Here is a 21,475-nt window from a genome sequence, read left to right as displayed (position 1 = left end):
TCAGGCCACCAGGGTCTTGTCGACCCGCTCGGGGGTGGACAGGACATCGCCGTAGAGCTCCTGCACCCAGTTCGTCTGGTAGACGGTGTCGAGGTAGCGCTCGCCGAGATCCGGGGCGATCGTCACCGAGGTGAGGCGGCCGGCGTCATTGCGGTCCAGCCAGCTCGCGGCCCCGCTGACGACGGTACCGGTGGAGCCGCCGAACAGGAACCCGCGCGCGGCCAGGCGGTGGCAGGCCACAATGGCGTCGGCCTCCTCGACGAACACCACCTCGTCGATGTAGGACCTGTCGAAGATCTCCGGGACGACGCCCGTCCCCAGGCCGGGGATCATCCGACGGGAGGGCGCGGCACCGAAGGTCACCGAGCCGACCGCGTCGATCGCGACCACGCGGACCTGCGGCCGGTACTGCTGGAACCAGCGCGCGCAGCCCATCAGCGTTCCTGTGGTGCCCGCCCCCACGAACAGCACGTCGAGCCGAGGGAACTCCTCTGCGATCGCCGGCGCCGTCGTCTGGAAGTGCGCCTTCCAGGCGTCCGGGTTGGCGTACTGGTTGAGCCACAGGTAGCGGCTGTCGCCGGCGCACAGCGCACGGACGTGGTCGAGCCGGGCCCCGAGGAAACCGTTCGCGTTCGGCTCGGTGATCACGTGCACCTCACTGCCCAGCGCTTCCATCAGCCGGCGGGTCGCCAGGTTGCAGCGGGAGTCGGTGACGCAGACGAACCGGTAGCCCCTGTTCGCCGCGATCATGCTGAGCGCGACCCCCAGGTTCCCGGACGAGGACTCGACCAGGATCGACCCCTGCCTCAGCCGGCCCTCCTGCTCGGCGGCCTCCACCATGGCGGTCGCGGCTTTGAGCTTGATGGAACCGGCGAAGTTGAATCCCTCGCACTTCAGGTAGAGCCTGTGCCCGATGACGGGCTCGAGGTCCACATACAGTTTCTCCTCGTTGAACTCCTGCGGAACCGAGATGATCGGCACGACCCTCCCCCTTCATGAGCAGCAGGTGCGCTGCGCTGTCCTGGCTTGATCTCCTTCTGCGGCGGACCACCGACTGGCCGTCGACCTGGTACGAGAGTCCTCGGCGAGGCCGCACGCGGCCATGGGGCCGACACCCGAGGCGTCGGGGTGGTCCCCCGGGTCGCAGGAGGGTTCTCCCCCGTCGCCCGGAGCGCGTCGGCGGCGGCGCGCCGGGCATCGGGAACCTGCACTCCTCGGCGCGGGTTATCGCAGGTCGAACGGGGCCCGGTCGGATTTCCGCCCCCGACGGACGGGGCAGGCACCACGGCACCAGGGGGATGCCCCTCGCAACCCGGGGCCGGGCCCGGAGGGGTGCCCACCCCCCACCCCCGCTCGCGGCCGGCCCGCCGTTCGGGGTTCCGCCGGGCGGCCCCGCCGCCGTGCAGGGCGGGCTCGGCCCCACGTCCGCCGGACGCGTACTCCTCGCGGCCACCTCGGTGGCGGCCTGAATCCTGCTCTGACATCGCGGTCCCGCTACTACGAGTCCTTCACACCACTGGGCCCCGGAAGAGGCCGACCGGGAACGGCTGTACCGACACCCGGGAGTCATCACCGCCCTGCTACACCGGGCGCATCAGACGGTCCCCCCTGGACGTCATCGACCGACCGCCGCGGTCCGGGCCACCGGCGTGGAGCACGGTCCGAGCGTTCGCTCTCTCCGCCGACGTCCGGCACGGCCTCCGAGGAGACGGGCCGGCCACGCCGGCCGGTCCTCATTCGGTGAGAACTGCTGACGATCGGCCCGACGCACGACGATGCGGTCGTCCTCGGAGACGAATTCTTCCACTCGACCGCCTTCCGCGACGTCGACGAAGGACGTGCCTCGACCCCGGAGGCAGAGCCTGCGTCCACTCCTCGTTCGAGAGAGAATTCCGGTCATCCGCTCCACGCGTGACGGCCCGGACGCCGGCGGCGACAATGGCGGCCCTGCGGCCCTCAAGGGTCATCTTGATCTTCTCCTCGACCACACTGTCTGCATGAAGATCGGCGCGACGCTACCACGAGAAAGGTCCTCTTCTCTGTACGCAGGAGTACGTAAGAGGGTCCGACCCTGGGTTGCCACCCGGAGGAGTCGAGCAGATCTCACCCACGGAATCAATCCGATTACTCATCGTCCACCCGGTGTCACCCACAAACGATCGGGAGCAGCCTGCGATCGACCGAAGGACGCCTCCACCCCGATGCGAACAGGTCATTCGGGGAGGCTGAACGCCACTCGACGCCTGACGAGCGATCCGGAGCCGACCGCCCTCGAACGTGCGCCGCACCCTTTCCACCGCGCAACGAGACCTCGAAGAAGGATGGTCGAATCGGCCGGGAACCGCACATCTGCGACCTCGACCGCAACAAGGGATCAGAGCAGAATGGAACGATTCAAGCACCTTCGAGCGGCGCTCGACCACGGAGACCGAATCGATCGACCCCACGTTTCCTCCCCCTTTCCCTCCGGATTTCACTTGACCGGCTCGTCCCGATCGCCGCGCGGCGAATCGACGGTCGGACGTCGAACCAGGGCCGGGTCAGGGCACCGGGTGACGCGGGCGCCATGGGTGCCGGCGTCGGTCCGATCGAGGTTCCGCAGCGGCGCCCACCGGAGCACGACCCGGTCCGGGGCGCGTTGCCGGGCGCGGAAGCTGGTTCGACCCATGCAGACCTGAGACGCGAGCCACCGTCGCTGATACCAGTCAGGAGCGGCGAACCGCAGACGATCCACCAGGGGCGCCGGCCCGGCCGTGGCTCGGGGGAAGGCGATCGCCAGGGTCGGGTCGGAGCGCGCCCCGGCCAAGGCCTCAGGTCCGGCTGGTACAGACGAAGCGGCGGCCGGACCGCCCGCACCCGCGCCGCGCCGCCACGCGCGCGGGGCGGGAACGCGGGACGTGGACGGGTGCACGGGGGAGCTGTGCTGCAGATACGCCGCGTTCGTGCAGGAGGTGCGCAGGCTGCACCCGTTCGTCCCGGTACTGGCGGCCCGGTCGAGGAAGGGCGCTGCACCGGTCCCCGGGCGCGGCGGTCCTTCTCACGACGCCGCTCCCGGCGCGTCCTCGTCGTGGGCCAGATCGGTGGCCCGGCCGCGGAACGGTGGTTGGGGCCGCCGCGGCGGGTATCCGAGGGGACCTCCTGGACTACGAACAACCACGCTCGCGTCGTGGGCCTCAGCCGCGAAGAGGTACTCGACCTGGTCGAACGAGTCGGCCGCCACCGTGGAGAACAGCCGCACCGGCGTGGTTCCGACGTTCGTGACACCGTGGTCGGTCCCGCCCGGGATGAACACCGCGGAGGCCGGGTCTGCGAGCCCGGGCCGCCGAAGAGGGTGCGGAAGGCCAGGCTCCCTCGTGTGGGGTCGTTCCACGACTCCGGGCCGACGTCGTCCTCGTGCAGCACGATCGGTACCGGGTCCATCGATACCCTTCCTGCCGCCGCCGGGTCCCGCGCAGCCGGGCCGGGCCGTCGGATGCCCTCGGGACGACCACCGAAAGCCGGCACCCGACCCGGAAGTCCCGCGGGAGCGGGTTGATCGTCGGCGGGTGGGGAACGTCGTGTCCGACGGACGATCACTCAGCACCGGAGGCGCGAGATGGCCAAGGATCAGTTCACCCAGCAGGACCCGACCGAGCAGCACGCGGCGCCCGGCAGCGGCAACGAGAGCATCGAGCACCCGGGACGCACCGCCGACATGGACGTCCGGCCGGACCACGGTGAGCAGACCTACCGCGGAACCGGACGGCTCGAGGGGAAGAAGACGGTGATCACCGGAGGCGACTCCGGGATCGGGCGGGCGGTCGCGATCGCGTTCGCCCGCGAGGGCGCCGACGTGCTCATCACCCACCTGGAGGCGGAGAAGGACGACGCCGAGGAGACCGCATGCTGGGTGCGCGACGCCGGGCGGACCGCGGTCACGATGCCGGTCGACCTCCGCGAGGAGCACAACTGCCGCGAGGTCGTGGAGCGGGCGGTGCGCGAGTTCGGCCGGATCGACGTCCTGGTGAGCAACGCGGCCTACCAGATGTCGCAGGACGGCGGGATCGACGACATCACCAGCGAGCAGTTCGACCGGGTGATGAAGACCAACGTCTACCCGTTGTTCTGGTTGTCCAAGGCGGCGGTACCGCACATGCCGCCCGGCTCGTCGGTGATCACGACCTCGTCGGTGCAGGCGTTCCAGCCCTCCCCGCACCTGCTGGACTACGCCACGTCGAAGGCGGCGATCGTGAACTTCACCAAGGGCCTGGGGCACAACCTCGTCGACCGCGGGATCCGGGCCAACTCCGTCGCACCCGGACCGGTCTGGACCCCATTGATCCCGGCCACGATGGACGAGAAGAAGCTGGAGTCGTTCGGGGCGCAGGCGCCCATGGGCCGGGCCGCGCAGCCCGCCGAGCTGGCCCCGTTCTACGTGTTCCTGGCCTCGCAGGAGTCGAGCTACATGACCTCGGAGGTCCTCGGCGTCACCGGCGGATCCCCGATCACCTGAGCCCCGCCGGGCGGGGCAGGCGCGGGGCTGCACTTCACGGCGGGGTAGGCCCGTTCGGCTGGCCTCGCTCGCGCCGCCCCGACCACCAGAGGCCCTGGTCACAGGCTCCGGACGGAGCCCGGGACCGGGGCCTCGGTCGTTGGCGACAAGCCTGGGTAGCAAGTTGAGCAACTAGGCTTGATGCTTCCGGGGGTGCGCCAAGTCACGCAGGCGATGCGGCTTGCGTTGCTGAGGAATCGGGTTCTCGCCGACGATCGGTGTGGCGTCGGCGGCCCCGACTGCAGAACGACCCGCTCGTTCAGCCGCAGGCTCACCACCGTTGGTCCGGCGCTCCGCTCGCTTGCCGAATTCTGCTGCGGTCGGGAACAGGACGAACATGCCCACCAGTCCGGCCGCTGCCAGGTAGACCAGCACGTTCGGCCGGTCGGCAAAGTTGCCGGTCGCGATGATGAAGGCGGCCGACAGGTTGCGTTGGCCGGTGCCGAGGGACAACACCTGCTTGGTGTCTGCCCGTGGCCCCCCCAGCAGGTAACCCCCGATGAGCGAGAGCGCGATCAACAGTATGGTCGCGATGATCGCGCCGGTACCGAACAGTGCGATCACGTTCTTGACGTTGAGCCCCAGCATCAGGACCAGGAGCAGTGCCAGGCTGATCGTCGAGATCTGCGCGAGTGGGGGTTGCAGGGCCTGCGCAGCTCCTGCGTATCTCGCCTTGACGAGCAGTCCGATGAGCAGCGGGAGGAGCATCGTCACGATCAGCGACAGCGCGATGGGCCCGGCACTGACCTTGACCCCCGGCAACAGCAGGGGCAGCACGACGGGCAGGTAGACGATCGTGACGAGCATCAGCAGCGTCATCAGCCCGACCGCGAATGCGACGTTCGCCTTGGCGATGAGGGCGAGCTTGGGCAGGAAGGGCGCGCCGGCTGCCGTGGCCACGAGCAGCAGCCCGATCTGCACGTCCTGGTCGAGCGGGATGATCCGGGACAAGGCGAAGCCCACGGCGGGCACGATGATGAAGTTCGCGACCAACGCCAGGGTCACCAACCGCACGTTCTTGAGCGGTTGCAGGATCTGAGCGACCGTCAGGCTCAGGCCCATGGCGGCCATGCTCGTGACCACGAAGGTGAGCGTGAACAGGTTCTGCAGCGTCTGTAGATAGCTCATGTCGTCTTCCGATCGTTGCGCCGGACGTGCTGCGCGTCAGCTGTCGGATCCAGGTCGAGCTGCACGCGGTGCGGCGCGCAGGAGGAGAAGGCCTCCGTGGGCGCGTGCCGGCAGTGTTGTTCTCGCCCTCCGGCCGGCCTCTCAGCTGACCTGGTGGGCCGCGGGCAGCACGTCGTCGGCGCTGCGGGGTTCCGCGCGCGCCTGCTGGTTGAGCTGGTGGCGCAGGAGGGACGAGTGGCGGTAGACCTCCTTGCGGGCCCGCATGATGTTGCCGAGGGGGGCGTGGTCAGCCGTGACCCGCCAGGGGGTGAAGGAGAGGGCATCCATCTTCTCGAGGTTGTCCTCGCCTGAGATGTCCTGCTGCGGGAGGCGGAGCTTGGCCACCGTCACGGAGGGAGACAGCGTCTCGGGCCACTCCACGGTGACGTCCTGCACCGGCATCCGCTGCAGATCGGTGCACAGCTGGACCTGGATGTCGAACTCGTAGGGGCGCTCCTGCAGCTCGGCCACCAGGGCGGGCCGGATCACCTCCGCCGCCGCACCGGGATCGATGCTGCGCCGGACGACTGCGTCGGCGAAGACCGGGTCCGGGGCGATGCGGACCTTGGCGATGTAGTCGCCGTGCCGGACCGCCCCCATCGTCCAGTAGCTCGACAGCAGCACGTTGACCGCAGGGATCTGCTTCAGCCTCATCATGGCCAGGAGCTCGTCCCAGGCCCAGTCCGCTTGGTCGAGCGTCCCCTTGCCGGTGATGAAGTCGCTGAAGAAGCGGTGCGCTCCGGGGCGTCCCTGGGCGAAGTAGGTCGGCGCTTCGAGGAAGAGTTCCTGGATGAACAGGTAGTGGTCCACCGTGTTGCAGAAGAAGATCGGACCGTTGATGTTGGCGTAGTCGAAGGTGCGCGTATCCGGCTCGTCGTCGAGCAGGGTCGGGCCGTCGATGTCGAACATCTTCAGCGCCAGCCCGATCGCCGTGCCGAGCCGCGCGTCGGCGCCGGCGTGGGGGGAACCGTTGGAGAAGCGGATGAGCGCATCGTGCCTGCCCGGGGTGGCGTAGATGCCCTGCGCGTACTCGGCGGGGAGCCCGTCGAGGATCTCGACCTCCCCCCGCACCACTCCGTACCCCTTGGCGTGCGCGTCCCGGACCGCCCGCCCGGTGCCCTCGGCCGTGACCGACTCGGCGATGTAGCTCTCCGTCTTCTCGATCACCGTCTTCAGCTTCTCGTCGAAGTGCGGCTCGGCGACGTCGACGTCCGGGGTGTAGGGGACGAACCGTGGCGCCATGAGATCGACCTTTCTCGTCTACTGGCTCCCGCGTGCGCGGACGCCGGGGGTTCGAGTCGGGGGTCGTATCGGCGGGCTGCCGACCGCCGGAGACGCTGCCTGGTCCGGTACCGGCTCGATGTGATCAGTCGTCCAGGCCGGCGAGCCAGCGCACGGCGCGCAGACCGGGAAGGAAGCAGTACTCGCCACCGCGGGTGACGACGAAGCTCGGCATGTCCTGAATGCGGCGCCGGATCGGTTTCTCGGGAATGGTCATGCTGTCGGTTCCGTCGTGATGCCCGGCCACCGGGTCCTTTTCTCCCGAGTAGCCGATGAAGTTGCCGTCCTCGACCCATTCGGACTTGATGAACTCGAACTGCCGCTCCAGGTGGGCCCCGATGAAGACCCCGACGAGACCGCGATCCGCGCCGTCGTCCTCGAGTGCACCGTCCGGCAGCGGCGGGCCGTAGGTGGTGCCGCGGCGGATGATCCGGTGCAGCCGGGGTGTCCCGATGATGTCGGCATCGCGCGGATTCACTCGCCGGATGTGAGCGCCGGCGGGACACTTCAAGCCGCGGTCGTCGTCTGCCCGGTACTGGAAGTCGTTGTTGCGGTGCGGATCCGCCCCCAGCGCCTCGTCATCCCGCTCGGGGGACACGGTCAGCGGTGCCCCGCTCGGCCACCGTCCGACCATCTTGGCCGCCAGGAGCCCCTCCTCCTCGGCGGTGGCGCTGTTCGCCCGCAGGAACTGGCGCCAGGCGGCCACCTTGGTGTGGATCTTGCGCACGGCCAGATACGTGCCGTTGCGCCCCAGGACCTCGGGCTGCGGCATGGGCGGGAGGTTCCCGGTCTCATCGGGATAGCCGAGGATGAACTCGCCGGCTTTGAGCGGGGCCTCGTGGGGATTCGAGCCCGGTATCCCGAGCCCCTCGATGCTCGGATGGCTGATGCCGTCACGGAAGCCGAAGGTCGTGCGTCCGGTGGGGAGCTGGCGGACCTCCTGCCTCCAGATCACCTCGACCCCGGGCGTCTGTCGGAGGGCGGCACGAGCTCGGTCCAGCGCCTTCTCCAGGCGCGCTTCGTCCGGCGCGAGCGCGCTCACCGCGAGGTGGACATCGGGCGTTCCGAAGGGCGGCTCCCAGTGGGCCGGGTCGCTCTCCCCGACGTCGCCGATCTGCTGCGCCCGGGCCGCCATCCCCTGCCGGAAGGCCGGCGGGAAGCTGTCGAGCGACTCCTGGGGCACCCCGAGTGCCCGGAGACCCTGGTGGGTGAAGGCCAGGGCCACCCAGGCGTCCTGATCCGGATGGGCGCTCGGCAGCCCCCCGTCGATCGCCGGGAGCAGCCGCCGCAGGAGGGCCCGCCCCGCGCCGGGGTCCTCGACCCGCAGGAGGAAGAACCTGCCCGCGTACGGCACCGGCCGGGGGCGGAGCGCTCCGCTCTGGATGTCATCGACCTCGAGACCCACGCTCGGCGCGCTGGTGCTTGCAACCGCGTTCATGACTACCGTGTCTCCTTCCTCGCGTCCGTCGATGACCTGGCGGGGGCAGCCGGGCGCCTTGCCAGCCCGACCTGCTTGCGCCCAGCGCCCGCTCACGGCCGAGACCTCGTGCACGTCGACCCGCCAACCGGCACCACCCGGCGCCGGACCCGGTCACCGTGGTGGGTTCGCGCCTCAGCCCGAGGCTTCGTCGAGCAGCTTCTGGAAGGCCGGCGTGGCCACCAGGGCTGCGTTGGCCGGGTCCTCGAGCGCGGCCCGGAACTCGGGGGTGTCGAGCACGGCCTGGAACGCCTCGTTGACGCGCTGGTCCTTCCAGATCTGCTTGACGGTGAGGTCCGGGTAGGAGCTGACGAAGGCGAGCGCCGGCGCCTGGTGGGCGACGAACCAGTCCTTGACGCCGGGATCCTTGACGCCGGGGAACCCCTCCGAGTGCGCGAAGATCTTGTCGAAATTGTCCCCGACGACCGTCGTGGCGAAGTCGTCGATGTAGGTGTCCCAGGGGCCGTCGAAGACGCTGGCGAACATGAACCGCGTGTCGTCGTCGAAGATCACGTGCCGCGCGTCGTGCAGGGTCCCGATCTGCTGCAGCGCTGACCGATCCTTGGCGAACGCGCTCATGATGTCGGCGAGATCCTGGCGCAGCTGGTCCGCGTGGCCCGGCTTGATCGTGGTGTAGACGGTGAACTCCCCGGCCACCCCGTCGGTCAGGCCTGGCCGCTCTGGCTGGGTCGACTGGCCGGTCTTCGTCGAACTCATCCAAACTTCTCCTTGATCACGGACGCTCTGCGATGGAGCGACGCTCTGCGAGATGGAGCGTGGCCGGTGCGAGAGGGAGCCTGGCCGGTGGATGCTGCACACCTGTCTGACACTCGACCGCACAGACTTGCGGTGCCGTGGCGACCACGCATCACCCGTCGCGGGTGAGCGGTGAGCGGTTGACAACCGGGACCCGACTGGGCAATGGGCTCGTGCCGCGTCTCCCAACCAGGCAGGTAAAGCGCGTCCGCGGGGTCCTGGTCGTGACGGTGCCGCGCTGGAGCATCGATGGCACCTGGGGCCAAGCTGCTGGACCGGGCGCTTCATCGTCCTGAGCGCTCGACGGCGGCGGACGTCTTTGTTGTCGCCGCCCAGCTGCGGAGCAGGTCGAGCGCATCAGCCGACGGGGTGCCCGGGTCGGCGAGGTCTGGCCGTTTATGGCGCCTCCGCCGAGGTAGCCGCCATGTAGGTCGCGGTACCGCCCCGGGTCGGTACCGGGGCTCAGGTCCGGCCAGTTCAGTATCTTCGTGCCGGTCGGGCCGCTGGCCCCCGCTGGTACGCCCTTGCCTGGCCCGAATACGTGCTGAAGTCTTGCGGGCAGGTCGCCGATCAATCGGATCGTTGCAGCTCACAGAGCACCTAGCTTGGCCCTCTTGGTACCCCTTAAAAGGATCACGTCTTCGGGATGTGGTCGCACGCGCCGGTCCGTGGATCGGCTTTTAGCGCTGGAACAGCGGGGCACCGGAGGTGTGTGCACGGACAAACGTGACGCCGGCCTTCTCCTGCCGAGGGTCCCTGGACGAGGCAGGATTCGAACCTGCGACCTCTGGGTTATCGAAAGCTTGAAAATGTCGTCATCAGTGATCACTCTACGCTTACACCCCAGGCGCTCATCGGAGGTTCTGCTAATCACAGTGAGCGGTCCAAAATTGCGTAATAGGGTGTCGAGACTGACGACGACGTACGACGCAACAGCAGACACCGTTTGCGCTATGCGGACGGCGCGGCCGGCTCGAGTTTCAGCGGCAAGCAGGATTTTCCCGCGGACGGCCAGTGAGCCTTTGTCAACCTGGCGGACGGGCAGGTCAGCGGGTGTGCGGCGTGGCGTGACAACGAACGGGTGAAGCTCCTGGTAGACGGGCGATTGCCGAGATCAAACCGTCCAACCAGGAGCTTCACGTGCTGTCCTACCCGTCCGGGATGACCGTGTCCAGCCGCGCGCTCGGCCTGCTCACCGATGCCCTGCGCGCGCACCGCAACCAGCGAGCAACCCGCTGGCGCAAGCTGTCGGCCGGCCGCCAGGCCCTGCTGGTGGTCGCCTACCTGCGCAAGGGCGAGACCTACGCCGACCTGGCCTGCGGATTCAAGATCGGCACTTCGACCGTCTACCGCTACGTCCGCGAGGCAATCACGCTGCTCGCCGCGATGGCACCAACCCTCCAGCAGGCGATCGAGGTCGCGCGCGGCAAGGCGTTCGTGATCCTCGACGGCACCCTGCTACGCATCGACCGAGTCGGAATGGCCTCGGGCCGGGACCGGGCGTACTACTCGGGCAAACACAAGGCCCACGGGCTCAACGTGCAGGTCATCGCCGACCCGATCGGCCGGCTGGTGTGGATCTCACCGCCCCTGCCCGGCGCCCCCCACGACATGGGCGCCGCCCGTGAGCACGGGATCATCGACGCCATCGCCGACGCCGAGATCCCCGCGGTCGCCGACACCGCTTACCAGGGAGCCGGCCCGACGGTGGCCGTGCCGCCTCACGACCTCTCGCGGCCGGGGCCTCGTGCACGTCGACCCGCCCACCGGCACCACCCGCTGTCGAGCCCGGCACCGTGAGAGTCCGCGTCCTCAACCCGAGGCTTCGTCGAGCAGTTTCTGGAAGGCCGGCGTGGCCAACAGGGCTGCGTTGGCCGGGTCCTCGAGCGCGGCCCGGAACTCGGGGGTGTCGAGCACGGCCTGGAACGCCTCGTTGACGCGTTGGTCCTTCCAGATCTGCTTGACGGTGAGGTCCGGGTAGGAGCTGACGAAGGCGAGCGCCGGCGCCTGGTGGGCGACGAACCAGTCCTTGACGCCGGGATCCTTGATGCCGGGGAACCCCTCCGAGTGCGCGAAGACCCTGTCGAACTGGGCCCCGACGGCCGTCGTGGCGAAGTCGTCGATGTAGGTGTCCCAGGAGCCGTCGAAGACGCTGGCGAACATGAACCGCGTGTCGTCATCGAAGATGACGTATCGCGCGTCGTGCAGCGTGCCGATCTCGTGCAGTGCTGGCCGCTCCCCTCCGGAGAGACCGCGCATGATCTCGGTGAGCACTTGGCGCAGCTGGTCCGCGTAGCCCGGATTAATGGTGGTGAAGACGGTGAACTCCCCGGCCACCCCGTCCGTCAGGCCTGGCCGCTCTGGCTGGGTCGACTGGCCGGTCTTCGTCGAACTCATCGAAGCTTCTCCTTGATCACGGACGCTCTGCGAGATGGAGCCTGGCCGGTGGCTGCTGCACCCGCCTGCACAGACTTGCAACGCCGTGACGACCGAGCCTCACCCGTAGCGGGTGAGCCGGTGAGCGGTTGACAGCCCGAACCCGGCCGGGTACCGAGCTCGTGCCGCCTCCCGCCGGTGCAGGCAGGTCGAGCGCGTCCGCGGGGGTCCTGGTCGTGACGGTGCCGCGCCGGAGCATCGATGACACCTGGGGCCAAGCTGCTGAACCAGGCGCCGGCCGAACCGGACTGGTTGGTCACCGCTCGGCGAACGGCCGCGGCAGTCGACCGAACTGACACTTCCACTGAGCTGCTTCCGGACGTGCGGACCAGCTCAGGGGGCGCTTGTCAGACAGACTGGGCAGGGAAGATCAGGTCCATCGCCGTCGCCCGGTCCTCCACCACCGGGCGGATCTGCTTCCGGTAGACGAGTTCGGTCACCGTCGTCCCGCTGTGACCCGGGCACGTGCCGCGCGCTCGACGGCGCTGACGACCAGACCCACCCCGCAGGCCCCGACGAAGACACCGCCGAGGTCCACCACCATCGCGTCCCCGGTACCCGTCACGAAGCCGGACGCACGTTCGGCCAACTGGCGGATCCGGCCGTACCCGGGGGGTCACCGGCTGGTCTCGGGGCGTTCTCCTCGCCGCATCGGCGGCAGCCGCTCGACGGCGCCGGCCGTCGCGGCCAGCACTCGGTCCACACTGGACAGTGTTTTCTCCGCGATGCCTCCGGTGCGCTCATCGAGCTGCTGGAGCCGGTCACGGCTGCGGTCGAGAACCGTCAGGGGCAGCGCCGACAGGGTCTGTCCGGGCGGGCGGCGGGAGACCACGGGGGGCCCGGGTCGGCGAGATCCGCCGCACCAGCTCCCACTGCCACCCCAGCATCCGGAGCCGGCGCGGACCGAGCTCCTGCTGCAGGCGGGGCGGAGCTCGTCCTCCTCCGTGCGCACGTCCTCGTCCAGTACCGCGAACGTCCGCTCCAGCAGCGCCGACCGGCCGGGATCCTCCGCCGAGGAGCGATCGAGCCGGGTGACCAGCTCGTCGACCTCCTGGTGGTCCGTCTCGATGCGCAGCGTCAGCAGGTCACCCTCGGGGAGCGCCCGCCGCGCCGCGGGGAACAGGACGGCCTCCTCGGCGAACGCGTGGGTGAAGACCAGGCGCGCCACCGCGCGCAAGGCCTGTGCGTGCGGCCTCCCCCGACAGCCTCCGTGGCCCTGGCCCGGGCCATCAGCCGGTCGAGCCGCTCGTGATCGGCGCGTTGGCGCGCGAGGATGCTGGTCCGGCCCCCGAGCTCCGCAACGGTCTGGTGCGCGATCGATCGGTATGTCTCCGACGACATCATCGTTCTCTCGTAGCGTTCGTAGGACTCATCGACACTTCTCGCCTGATACCTCCGACGCCATCCAGGACGACCCCACCGTCGCCGCCGTCATCGGCGGCACCGACATCCAGCACGCCATCGTCGCCGGCGCGGGCGCCCGGCCCGTCGACAGCATGGGCAACCCCTGGCAGGGCGCCTACGTCACGGCCAGCGGCAACCTCCTCGCCGACTTCCAGGCCAACGCCAACGCAGAGATGCAGGGCCGCCTCCAGGTCGCCCGGCTCTACCACATGACCGACGACTCCGGCGTCCGCGACCTGCTCTCCTTCCTCCTCGCCCGCGACACCATGCACCAGAACCAGTGGCTGGCCGCCGCCGCGGAACTGCAGGAGGAGGGCGCCGAGAAGCTCCCGGTTCCCAGCAACTTCCCGCAGTCCAAGGAACACACGGAGGTTTCCTACCAGTACCTCGACTTCTCCGACGGTGCCCGCGCCGGAGAGGGCCGCTGGGCCAAGGGACCCAGCCCCGACGGCAACGGCGAGTTCAGCTACCACGACGGGCCCACCACAAGTGCCCCCATGCCGCCGCCCACCCATCCTGACAGCCGCTTCTACGGCACCACGGAACTCCCCAACACCATCGAGAAGGCCGCCGGACTGGCCCAGGACAAGCTCAAGAAGGAATGACCCGGCCGCCATCGCTGAACCGCCCGGCCGAGCGTGTGGGAGGACGGGTGCGAGCCGCTTCCGTGCCGAGGTGCGCCGCCGGCTTCTCGACCGCGTGTTGTTCGGCCGACGGAGCCGGCGGCCCTACGGTCCTGGTCTGCCTCGGTCCGGCGGTGCCCCGCGCCGTACGAGATTCGGTTTCTGGGGGCCGGTGCCCTTCGTCTCGACCCGGACGCGACGCGGGTCCGAGGTCTCGATGGGCGGTTGCGGCTGCTGCCTGCCCATCCCCTGCTCGCGGTGCTCGGCGCGGTTGCCGCGGTGCGGGCGCTCTGGCGGCGTGCGCGCTGACCGACCGCTCCACGGGGCCCGGGCCGGTCTTCTCATGCGTCCCCGGTATTTCGACGTGGCGTTCCCAGAAAAGCCGAACCAGGCGATGAAGGTTCCTCCACCGCACCGATAAAGGTCCACGGGAACAGCACGGGACCCATCGGAGTTTCTTCGCCGCCGAACGAACATAGCCGGATCAGAATGCACCGAGTAGGACGGCCGATCGCGTTCCTGAATCCTCGGGAGATTGACGGCGGCCATGGCGGGTGAGCGCGACACGCCGTCCCGGACCGTGCCGCGCCGCAGAGGGCACGGGGTCCTGTCCCCTTGCCGTGGAGGCCTCTTCGGGAGGCGTTACCGGAAGGGCCATCGCAGCTCGACCCCCGCCTCCTCCTCGAGAAGCGCCACGGCCAACAGCTCGCCGTCGGCGGCTCCGTAGCGGGCGAGGGCCCGTCGGTAGATCCGCTCGACCGAGCTCGACACCTCGAAGGGCACGCCGAGCGCTCGTGCCTGTGCGACCACGTTCGCGAGTTCCTCGTGGCATCGGTCCACACCGAAGGACGTCATGTAGTCGCCGGCGAGGAGAGCGTCGAGATCACGCCGGATGAACTCGCTCGCCGCAGCGCTGTCCGACAGGGCGCCACGCAGCACGCCGAGGTCGATCCCGGCGCGCCTACCGAGCAGAAGCGCCTCCGCGGTGGCGACCGCCTGGCCGAACCACAACAGGTTGACCAGCAGCTTCGTCGTGTATCCGGTGCCATGGCCGCCGACGTGGACGATGCGGCGCGGATCCCCGAGAACCTCGAGCAACGGACGGTTCCGTTCGAGGACCTCGCGGTCGCCTCCCACGTACAGCTTCAACGTGCCGTCCTCGGCGGCGGTGACACCACCCCCCACCGGCGCCTCGAGGACGTCCACTCCACCGGCGAGGGCCTGCACCCGCACCGGCTCGGCGGCGGCGGCGGAATTGCTCGTCATGTCGATCCAGGTCGTCCCCGCCCGCAGCGCCGGCAGAGCGCCGCCGGGACCCGTCATCGCCTCGACGACCTCGTGCGGGCCCGGCAGCATCGTGACCAGAACGTCGGCCGCCGCGGCGGCCTCGGAGGCGGCCGCCGCCCACCGACACCCGCGAGCCAGGGCCGGCGCCCGCCGCTCGGGCCGTAGGTCGTGGGCCACGACCTCGTGTCCGGCACGGACCAGGTTGGCGCACATCGGCAGGCCCATGCGGCCGACGCCCAGAAATCCGATCACGTGCACAGCATCGCCCCGCAGGCGCCGACGGGCACTTCGCGCCGACGGGCGGCCGGAGGCACCCGCGGATCAGCCTGCGCAACCTCGCCCGGCTGCTGCGCCGGCTCGGCGAGTCGCGCGAACGCCCGCCGAGCGGGGTGGCAACCGGTGTGCGTCGTTCCCGCTCCCCCGCGTCGCCGTGCGTCCCTCGCCGGGTCGACGAGAGCAGGATTCGCCGCCGCGGTATCAGGCAGCTGTCGCGCACGCTCCAGCCACCACACCCGCATGACAGCGGCATGCGAGGACACCGCGCCACCCTGACGACACCGTTCGAGAGGACGCCGCCATGACCACCACCATGCCCGTGCCCGCGGGCGGTCTCCCCGACCTCGCGACGCTGATCGACCTCGGCCCCCGGCACGCCCCGCCCCACGCCGACCGGCCGTGCACCGCGCTCTGCGTTCCCGCGTGCTGCCCGCCGCCGCCGACGGTCCAGCCCCGACGACCCGACGAGCGGGCGGCCCGACCTTCCCGGTGCTGAAGAACCCGGCCAACCGGCACAAGGCCGTCACCTGCGACTTCGAGCAGTGGAACTACGCCACCACGACGACGACCGCGCGCCCCTGCTGTTCGTCTCCGGCAGCGAGGACACCATCATGCCGAGCGACCGACCGCGGCGGGCGCCACCGAGGCGTGAGCCATGCAGCACGCGCCGCTCATCATCGGTCAGCACCAACTCATGCTTCGGTCGCCCGGACATACCCCACTGTCCACCGTCACGCAGTCACAGCGGCAGTCGTCACAGACGACGAACTTCGAGAACCAGCTCTCACTAGCGGCGGCGGTTCGACGCGGGAGGGTCCTGTGCGACTCGGAAGCCGGTGTTGCCGGTGGAGCTGTCGGGTTCGCTGGCGCTGCGGGCGTCGACCCGGTAGCGGCTGCAGTAGGAGGCGTGACACAGGTAGGAGCCTCCGCGCATCACCCGGTGGGTGCCGCGGGCCGGTCCGGCCGGGTCATGGAGCGGGCTGTGGGCGTAGTAGCGGGGGTCGAACCAGTCGGCGCACCACTCCCAGACGTTGCCGGTGACGTTGTGCAGGCCGAAGCCGTTGGGTGGGTAGGCGTCGACCGGTGCGGTCCCGGCATAGCCGTCGGCGCAGGTGTTCTCGGCGGGGAACCGGCCCTGGAACACGTTCATCCGGTGCCGGCCGCCGGGTTCGAGCACGCTGCCCCACGGGAAGGGCTGCCCGACGAGGCCACCACGGGCGGCGTACTCCCACTCGGCTTCGGTGGGCAGGCGCGTGCCATCCCACGTGCAGAAGGCCATCGCGTCGTTCCAGGAGACGTGCACGACGGGGTGGTCCTCGCGTCCGTCCAGGTCCGAGTGCGGGCCCTGCGGGTGGTTCCAGTCCGCGCCGTGGACCTGCCGCCACCAGGGGGCGTGCGCGGCGGCCCGGGTCGGCGGGAAGGCCGCGGGAAGAAACCCGCCGAACACGAACGACCAGCCGTAACGCTCGGCATCGGTGACATGACCGGTGGCCGCGACGAAGCTCGCGAACCGGGCGTTGGTGACCGTGTAGGGATCGATCCGGAAGGAGCTGAGCCGAACCCGATGCACCGGGCCTTCCCCGTCAGCGGGGCCGCCCGCCGGCCGATCGGTTCCCATGAGGAACTCCCGGCCGGGGAGCAGGACCATCGGGTGAGCGGCCTGCATTGTCACGGGGGACCCGCCCGGTTTCGTCTCGTCACGCCTGCACCCCGTTTCCGTTCATCTCACGGCACTGACCGACCAACTCCGGCCAGGGCCGGATGGTGGCCGACTCGGGGGGGCGTGCCTCACCCCGCAGGGGTGGTGGAGCGCAGGCCCCGGCCACCTGTCACTGCCCACCGGGTGGGACGCCCTCGGCCGCGAGCCGGTGGCTGGCCAGCACCCGGCCTCACGACCGGCTGATCACCCGTCCCGGGTGATGCGACCGAGCGATCCGCCTGGGGACCGTGGACGGCAAGGAGGTCGTGTCATGACTCAGCCGTTTCGGGGCGTAGTAGACCTAGACATTCGCAACTCGGTGCCGGACTGGGCGCCCTACGAGCAGCCCAAGGCCCCGCCGGGCACGCCGAACGTGGTGTACATCGTGCTCGACGACGTCGGGTTCGGCGCGCTGAGCTGCTACGGCGGAATGATCGACACCCCGAACATCGACCGGATCGCGGCGGACGGGCTGCGCTACACCCAGTGGCACACCACGGCGCTGTGCTCACCGACCCGCTCGTGCCTGTTGACCGGCCGCAACCACACCACCAATGGGATGGCCTGCATCACCGAGGCTGCGGTCGGCTTTCCCAACGGCAACGGCCACATTCCGCCGCAGTGCGCCACCCTCGCCGAGATGCTGGTCGAACGCGGGTTCAGCACGGCGGCCCTCGGAAAGTGGCACCTCACCGCCGAGGACGAGATGAACATGGCCTCGACCAAGCGGAACTGGCCGGTCGGGCGGGGCTTCGACAGGTTCTACGGCTTCCTCGGCGCCGAGACCAACCAGTGGTATCCCGACCTGGTCCACGACAACCACCCGACGGACCCACCCGCCACGCCGGAGCAGGGCTACCACCTCAGCGTCGATCTCACCGACAAGGCGATCGAGTTCATCGACGACGTCAAGGCGATCGCCCCGGACCGCCCGCTGTTCCTGTACTACGCGCCCGGCTGCGCGCACGCCCCGCACCACGTTCCCCGGGAGTGGGCCGAGCGCTACCGCGGCCGATTCGACGCCGGCTACGAGCGGATCCGGGAGACCATCCTGGAGCGCCAGACCGAGCTGGGCATCGTCCCGGCGGCCACCGAACTGCCGCCGATCAATCCGATCGGCACGCCGGACACCCGCAGCGGCCCGGACGACCTGCCGTTCCCGCCGCTGGACTACACCAGGCCCTGGGACAGCCTGTCCGCCGACGAGCAGCGGCTGTTCGCCCGGATGGCCGAGGTGTACGCCGGGTTCCTGTCCCACGCCGACGCCCAGATCGGGCGGCTGCTCGACTTCCTGGCCGAAATCGGCCAGCTCGACAACACGATCCTCATGGTGGTCTCGGACAACGGGGCCAGCGGGGAAGGCGGCCCGAACGGGTCGGTCAACGAGATGAAGTTCATGAACGGCATCCCCGACGACATGGCCTCCAACATGGCCATGCTCGACGAGCTGGGTGGCCCGAAGACCTACAACCATTACCCGAACGGGTGGGCGATGGCGTTCAACACGCCGTTCAAGATGTGGAAGCGCTACTCCTTCAACGGGGGTACCTGCGACCCGTGCATCATCTCCTGGCCCGCCGGCATGAGCGCCCGCGGTGAGCTCCGGGACCAGTACCACCACGCCATCGACCTCGTGCCGACGGTGCTGGACTGCCTCGGGCTCACCCAGCCCGACTCGGTCAAGGGCGTCACCCAGGTCCCGGTCCAGGGCGTGAGCATGCGCTACAGCTTCGACGCGGCCACCATCCCCTCGGCCAAGACGACGCAGTTCTACTCGATGCTGGGCACGCGTGCGCTGTGGCACGACGGGTGGAAGGCCGTCACCACCCACCCCGCGCTCAGCGGCTGGGACCACTACGAGCAGGACACCTGGGAGCTCTACGACACCGAGGCCGACCGTGCCGAGCTGCGCGACCTCGCCGCCGAGCACCCGGAAAAGCTCACCGAACTGATCGGGCTGTGGTTCTACGAGGCCGGCGTCAACCACGCCTTCCCGCTCGACGACCGGTCCGCGCTGGAGATCCTCCTCACGCCCCGCCCGCAGTTGGTTGCCGCCCGCGACCGCTACATCTACCGGCCCGGCGGCGTCGAGATTCCCGAGTCGGTCGCGGTCAACGTCCGCAACCGGTCCTATTCCATCGGCGCGCAGGTGGACATCCCGGAGCCCGGCGCGCAGGGCGTGCTGTTCTCCCACGGCAGCCGGTTCGGCGGCCACGCCCTGTACGTCAAGGACAACCGGCTCTGCTACGTCTACAACTTCGTCGGACAGACCGAGCAGAAGATCGTGGCCACCGAGGATCTACCCACCGGCGAGAACCTGCTGCTGTCCGCCAGCTTCGACAAGACCGGCGAGCTGCCCAGAGGCGTCGCCCAGGGAACCCTCTCTTTGCACTACGGCGACCGTCTCGTCGGCGAAGGGAAGATCCAGACCCAGCCCGGCAAGTTCTCCATCGCCGGCGAGGGCCTCAACACCGGCCGCGACGCCGGCGAGCCCGTCACCGACGACTACCCCGGCACCGCACCATGGACATTCACCGGCGGCACCCTGCACCGCATCGCCGTCGACGTCAGCGGGACGCCCTACATCGACCTGGAACGCGAAGCCGCCGCCATGCTCGCCCGCGAGTAGAACCTGGAACATGGCGTGGACACCGAACGGCCGCTGCGGCACTGGCTAGCCCGCCGAAGCGGTCCGGGTGCGTGGGTCGACGTCGTTCGGCTGCAGATCGGCTCTGACCCGGAGGAACCGGGTGGCGTGGCGCCAGCGGTCCCGCTCGAAGGAGGTGTCGGCGTCGACCTCGACGACCGTGGCCGGGACGACCTGGAGGTAGTCGACGAGCTCGCCCGGGCGCTGCCCGAACCTGCTCGACGGGATGGCTACCGGCCAGGGGTGCTCGCCCGCGGCGGCAGGGAGGAGCAGGGCGCCGAGCTCGGCCCGGGCCGCGGCGGGCAGCGGGCCGGTACGGCCGGCGACGCGGAGCCGGCCGCGAGCATCGTGGCGCCCGAGGATGAGCGCCTCGGGTCGGGTGACCGAGCCGAGGACGCCGCCGACGACGGCTTCGGCGGTGAGCCGGGTGCGGACCTTGCACCACGTGCGGCCACCCGGCCGGTAGGGCTGGTCGAGGCGTTTGGCGACGACGCCCTCGATGCCCGCCGCGGAGTGCTCGGTGAGCCAGACACGCGCGACGGCCGGGTCCGTCGCGACGGGCATGGGCACCAGCCCGTCCGGGAGCTGACGTCCGAGGAGGTCGTCGAGCACGGCCCGGCGCGCCGCGTAGGGCTGGGCGCGCAGATCCCGGTGGTCCAGGGCGAGGACGTCGAACACGACGTAGGACGCCGGCAGCGTGGCGGCGAGGACACCGGCGCGGGAGCCGGCGGGATGCAGGCGTTGCTGCAGCGCCGTGAAGTCGAACCGGCCCTCGCGCCACAGGACGAGCTCGCCGTCGAGGACCACGCTGGTGTCGAGCCGGGCGACGGCGTCGACGATCTCGGGAAAGTAGCGGCCCAACGGCCGCTGCTGCCGCGACTGCAGCACGACCCGGTCCCGGCCGCGGTAGGCGAGGCAGCGGAAGCCGTCGAACTTCGGCTCGTAGGCGAACCCGGCCTGCCCGCCGGCGGGGAGTCGCTCCGCAGTGACGGCGATCATCGGCCGGGTCGGGTACTCGATCCCCGCCATGGTCTGCGTCCGGCTCACCGGGGAACGGTAAGCAGATCACCGTCGGTCCCGGGCAGTGGACCAGCGGTGATGCCACCGGTGAGGTACCGGTCGCGCTGCGCTCACCCTCGTCCGACCTCGAGCAGATCTCCTCGACGACCGGGGGCGCGCGGCCCCCGGCCTTCACGAACGCCGTCGACGGGTCGCTCCTACGCGGGCGCGAGCAGGCGCCCCGCTCCGCTGATCGCGGGCGCGTGACCGAGGCTGGTGAGGACCTCGTAGGCGGTGGCGGTCGCGGCCGTGACCACCGGCAGGCCCAGCTCGTCCTCGACGGCCTGGACCGCGGCCAACGAAGGCATCTGCACGCAGGCGGACAGGACGATCGCCTCCGCGCCCTCCCGCTTCAACCCCCGCGCGATCCCCGGGAGGCCGGACGGGTCCAGGCGGCCGACCTCGAGGTTGTCCGGCACCTCCAGGGCGATGGCGTCGAGGACCTCGATCCCCTCGCCCTCGATGTACTCGCGAACCATGCGGGTCAGCGGCGCCATGTACGGGGTGACGATCGCGACCCTGGAGTAGCCGTGGGCCCGCAGGGTGCGGACCAGCGCGCCGGCGCTGCTCACGACCTCGGCGGGGTGCCCGTTCTCCCGCGCCGCGTCCGCGATGACCTGCTCGGACTCCTTGTGCGCGCCCGGGCCCTGGGCCATCACCGCGACCAGGCAGGCGTAGGCGATCACGTCGACGGCGGCGTCCGACACCGCCGTCGCGCAGTCGGCGGCACGGTCCACCATCGCGAGGAGCTCCTCGCGGGTGACCTGCTTCATCGCGGCACGGGCGGAGTGGAAGGTGTACCGGTGGCCGGTCGCCTCGCTCTGCCGCCGGA

16 protein-coding genes and 2 pseudogenes are annotated in these 21,475 nt (G+C 70.1%); 5 read left to right on the top strand and 13 right to left on the bottom strand.

The window, feature by feature from the left end; genetic code table 11:
• Positions 1-981: a 2,3-diaminopropionate biosynthesis protein SbnA gene (gene sbnA, locus WBK50_RS10825; protein ID WP_341335468.1), complete on the bottom strand. Its 981-nt coding sequence runs from the start codon at positions 979-981 to the stop codon at positions 1-3.
• Between the two features lie 2,056 nt (positions 982-3,037).
• A complete protein-coding gene (locus WBK50_RS10820) occupies positions 3,038-3,292 on the bottom strand; it encodes a hypothetical protein (RefSeq protein ID WP_341335467.1) in 255 nt (84 codons plus the stop codon).
• Positions 3,293-3,595: 303 nt separating this feature from the next.
• On the opposite strand from WBK50_RS10820, the gene WBK50_RS10815 reads away from it, so the two are divergent.
• Positions 3,596-4,492 carry an SDR family oxidoreductase gene (locus WBK50_RS10815; RefSeq protein WP_341335466.1) on the top strand — a complete coding sequence of 299 codons (897 nt, stop codon included), beginning with the start codon at positions 3,596-3,598 and terminating at the stop codon, positions 4,490-4,492.
• 171 nt (positions 4,493-4,663) lie between these two features.
• On the opposite strand, the gene WBK50_RS10810 is transcribed toward WBK50_RS10815, so the two are convergent.
• From WBK50_RS10810 to WBK50_RS10795, 4 genes are all read right to left on the bottom strand, one after another.
• Positions 4,664-5,659: a bile acid:sodium symporter family protein gene (locus WBK50_RS10810; protein WP_341335465.1), complete on the bottom strand. Its 996-nt coding sequence runs from the start codon at positions 5,657-5,659 to the stop codon at positions 4,664-4,666.
• A gap of 141 nt (positions 5,660-5,800) precedes the next feature.
• The gene (locus WBK50_RS10805; RefSeq protein ID WP_341335464.1) at positions 5,801-6,940 is read right to left on the bottom strand and encodes a catalase family protein; all 1,140 of its coding nucleotides are present in this window, start codon (positions 6,938-6,940) and stop codon (positions 5,801-5,803) included.
• A 124-nt stretch (positions 6,941-7,064) separates the two neighbouring features.
• Positions 7,065-8,417 carry a Dyp-type peroxidase gene (locus WBK50_RS10800; protein ID WP_341335463.1) on the bottom strand — a complete coding sequence of 451 codons (1,353 nt, stop codon included), beginning with the start codon at positions 8,415-8,417 and terminating at the stop codon, positions 7,065-7,067.
• Positions 8,418-8,591: 174 nt separating this feature from the next.
• Positions 8,592-9,173: a hypothetical protein gene (locus WBK50_RS10795; protein WP_341335462.1), complete on the bottom strand. Its 582-nt coding sequence runs from the start codon at positions 9,171-9,173 to the stop codon at positions 8,592-8,594.
• A gap of 1,179 nt (positions 9,174-10,352) precedes the next feature.
• Here WBK50_RS10795 and WBK50_RS10790 point away from each other — a divergent pair.
• Positions 10,353-10,973: pseudogene (locus WBK50_RS10790) on the top strand (transposase family protein); the annotation flags it as partial.
• Positions 10,974-11,024: 51 nt separating this feature from the next.
• Here WBK50_RS10790 and WBK50_RS10785 read toward each other — a convergent pair.
• From WBK50_RS10785 to WBK50_RS10775, 3 genes are all read right to left on the bottom strand, one after another.
• Positions 11,025-11,609, bottom strand: a complete 585-nt coding sequence (locus WBK50_RS10785) for a hypothetical protein (protein ID WP_341335461.1) — start codon at positions 11,607-11,609, stop codon at positions 11,025-11,027.
• 475 nt (positions 11,610-12,084) lie between these two features.
• The gene (locus tag WBK50_RS10780; RefSeq protein WP_341335460.1) at positions 12,085-12,237 is read right to left on the bottom strand and encodes a hypothetical protein; all 153 of its coding nucleotides are present in this window, start codon (positions 12,235-12,237) and stop codon (positions 12,085-12,087) included.
• 27 nt (positions 12,238-12,264) lie between these two features.
• Positions 12,265-12,825: a hemerythrin domain-containing protein gene (locus tag WBK50_RS10775; RefSeq protein WP_341335459.1), complete on the bottom strand. Its 561-nt coding sequence runs from the start codon at positions 12,823-12,825 to the stop codon at positions 12,265-12,267.
• Between the two features lie 214 nt (positions 12,826-13,039).
• Between WBK50_RS10775 and WBK50_RS10770 the strand changes: the two are divergent.
• Positions 13,040-13,657, top strand: a pseudogene (locus WBK50_RS10770) (manganese catalase family protein); the annotation flags it as partial.
• A gap of 660 nt (positions 13,658-14,317) precedes the next feature.
• Here WBK50_RS10770 and WBK50_RS10765 read toward each other — a convergent pair.
• Positions 14,318-15,214: an NAD(P)-dependent oxidoreductase gene (locus WBK50_RS10765; protein WP_341335458.1), complete on the bottom strand. Its 897-nt coding sequence runs from the start codon at positions 15,212-15,214 to the stop codon at positions 14,318-14,320.
• Between the two features lie 325 nt (positions 15,215-15,539).
• Between WBK50_RS10765 and WBK50_RS10760 the strand changes: the two genes are divergently transcribed.
• On the top strand, positions 15,540-15,734 hold the full coding sequence (locus WBK50_RS10760) for a hypothetical protein (protein WP_341335457.1): 195 nt from the start codon (positions 15,540-15,542) through the stop codon (positions 15,732-15,734).
• A 291-nt stretch (positions 15,735-16,025) separates the two neighbouring features.
• Here the strand turns inward: WBK50_RS10760 and WBK50_RS10755 are convergent, their stop codons facing one another.
• Positions 16,026-16,904, bottom strand: a complete 879-nt coding sequence (locus tag WBK50_RS10755) for a formylglycine-generating enzyme family protein (protein ID WP_445942347.1) — start codon at positions 16,902-16,904, stop codon at positions 16,026-16,028.
• A 352-nt stretch (positions 16,905-17,256) separates the two neighbouring features.
• Here WBK50_RS10755 and WBK50_RS10750 point away from each other — a divergent pair, with 352 nt between their 5' ends.
• Positions 17,257-19,566: an arylsulfatase gene (locus tag WBK50_RS10750; RefSeq protein ID WP_341335456.1), complete on the top strand. Its 2,310-nt coding sequence runs from the start codon at positions 17,257-17,259 to the stop codon at positions 19,564-19,566.
• 45 nt (positions 19,567-19,611) lie between these two features.
• Here WBK50_RS10750 and WBK50_RS10745 read toward each other — a convergent pair whose 3' ends face one another.
• A complete protein-coding gene (locus tag WBK50_RS10745) occupies positions 19,612-20,631 on the bottom strand; it encodes an ATP-dependent DNA ligase (protein WP_341335455.1) in 1,020 nt (339 codons plus the stop codon).
• 170 nt (positions 20,632-20,801) lie between these two features.
• A complete protein-coding gene (locus tag WBK50_RS10740) occupies positions 20,802-21,416 on the bottom strand; it encodes a maleate cis-trans isomerase family protein (protein WP_341335454.1) in 615 nt (204 codons plus the stop codon).
• Positions 21,417-21,475: the final 59 nt, after the last annotated feature.

It is taken from the genome of Pseudonocardia sp. T1-2H, from assembly GCF_038039215.1.
Classification (GTDB): Bacteria; Actinomycetota; Actinomycetes; order Mycobacteriales; family Pseudonocardiaceae; genus Pseudonocardia.
Note: the sequence above shows the minus strand (reverse complement) of the source record. Positions and strands in the feature narration are given on the sequence as shown.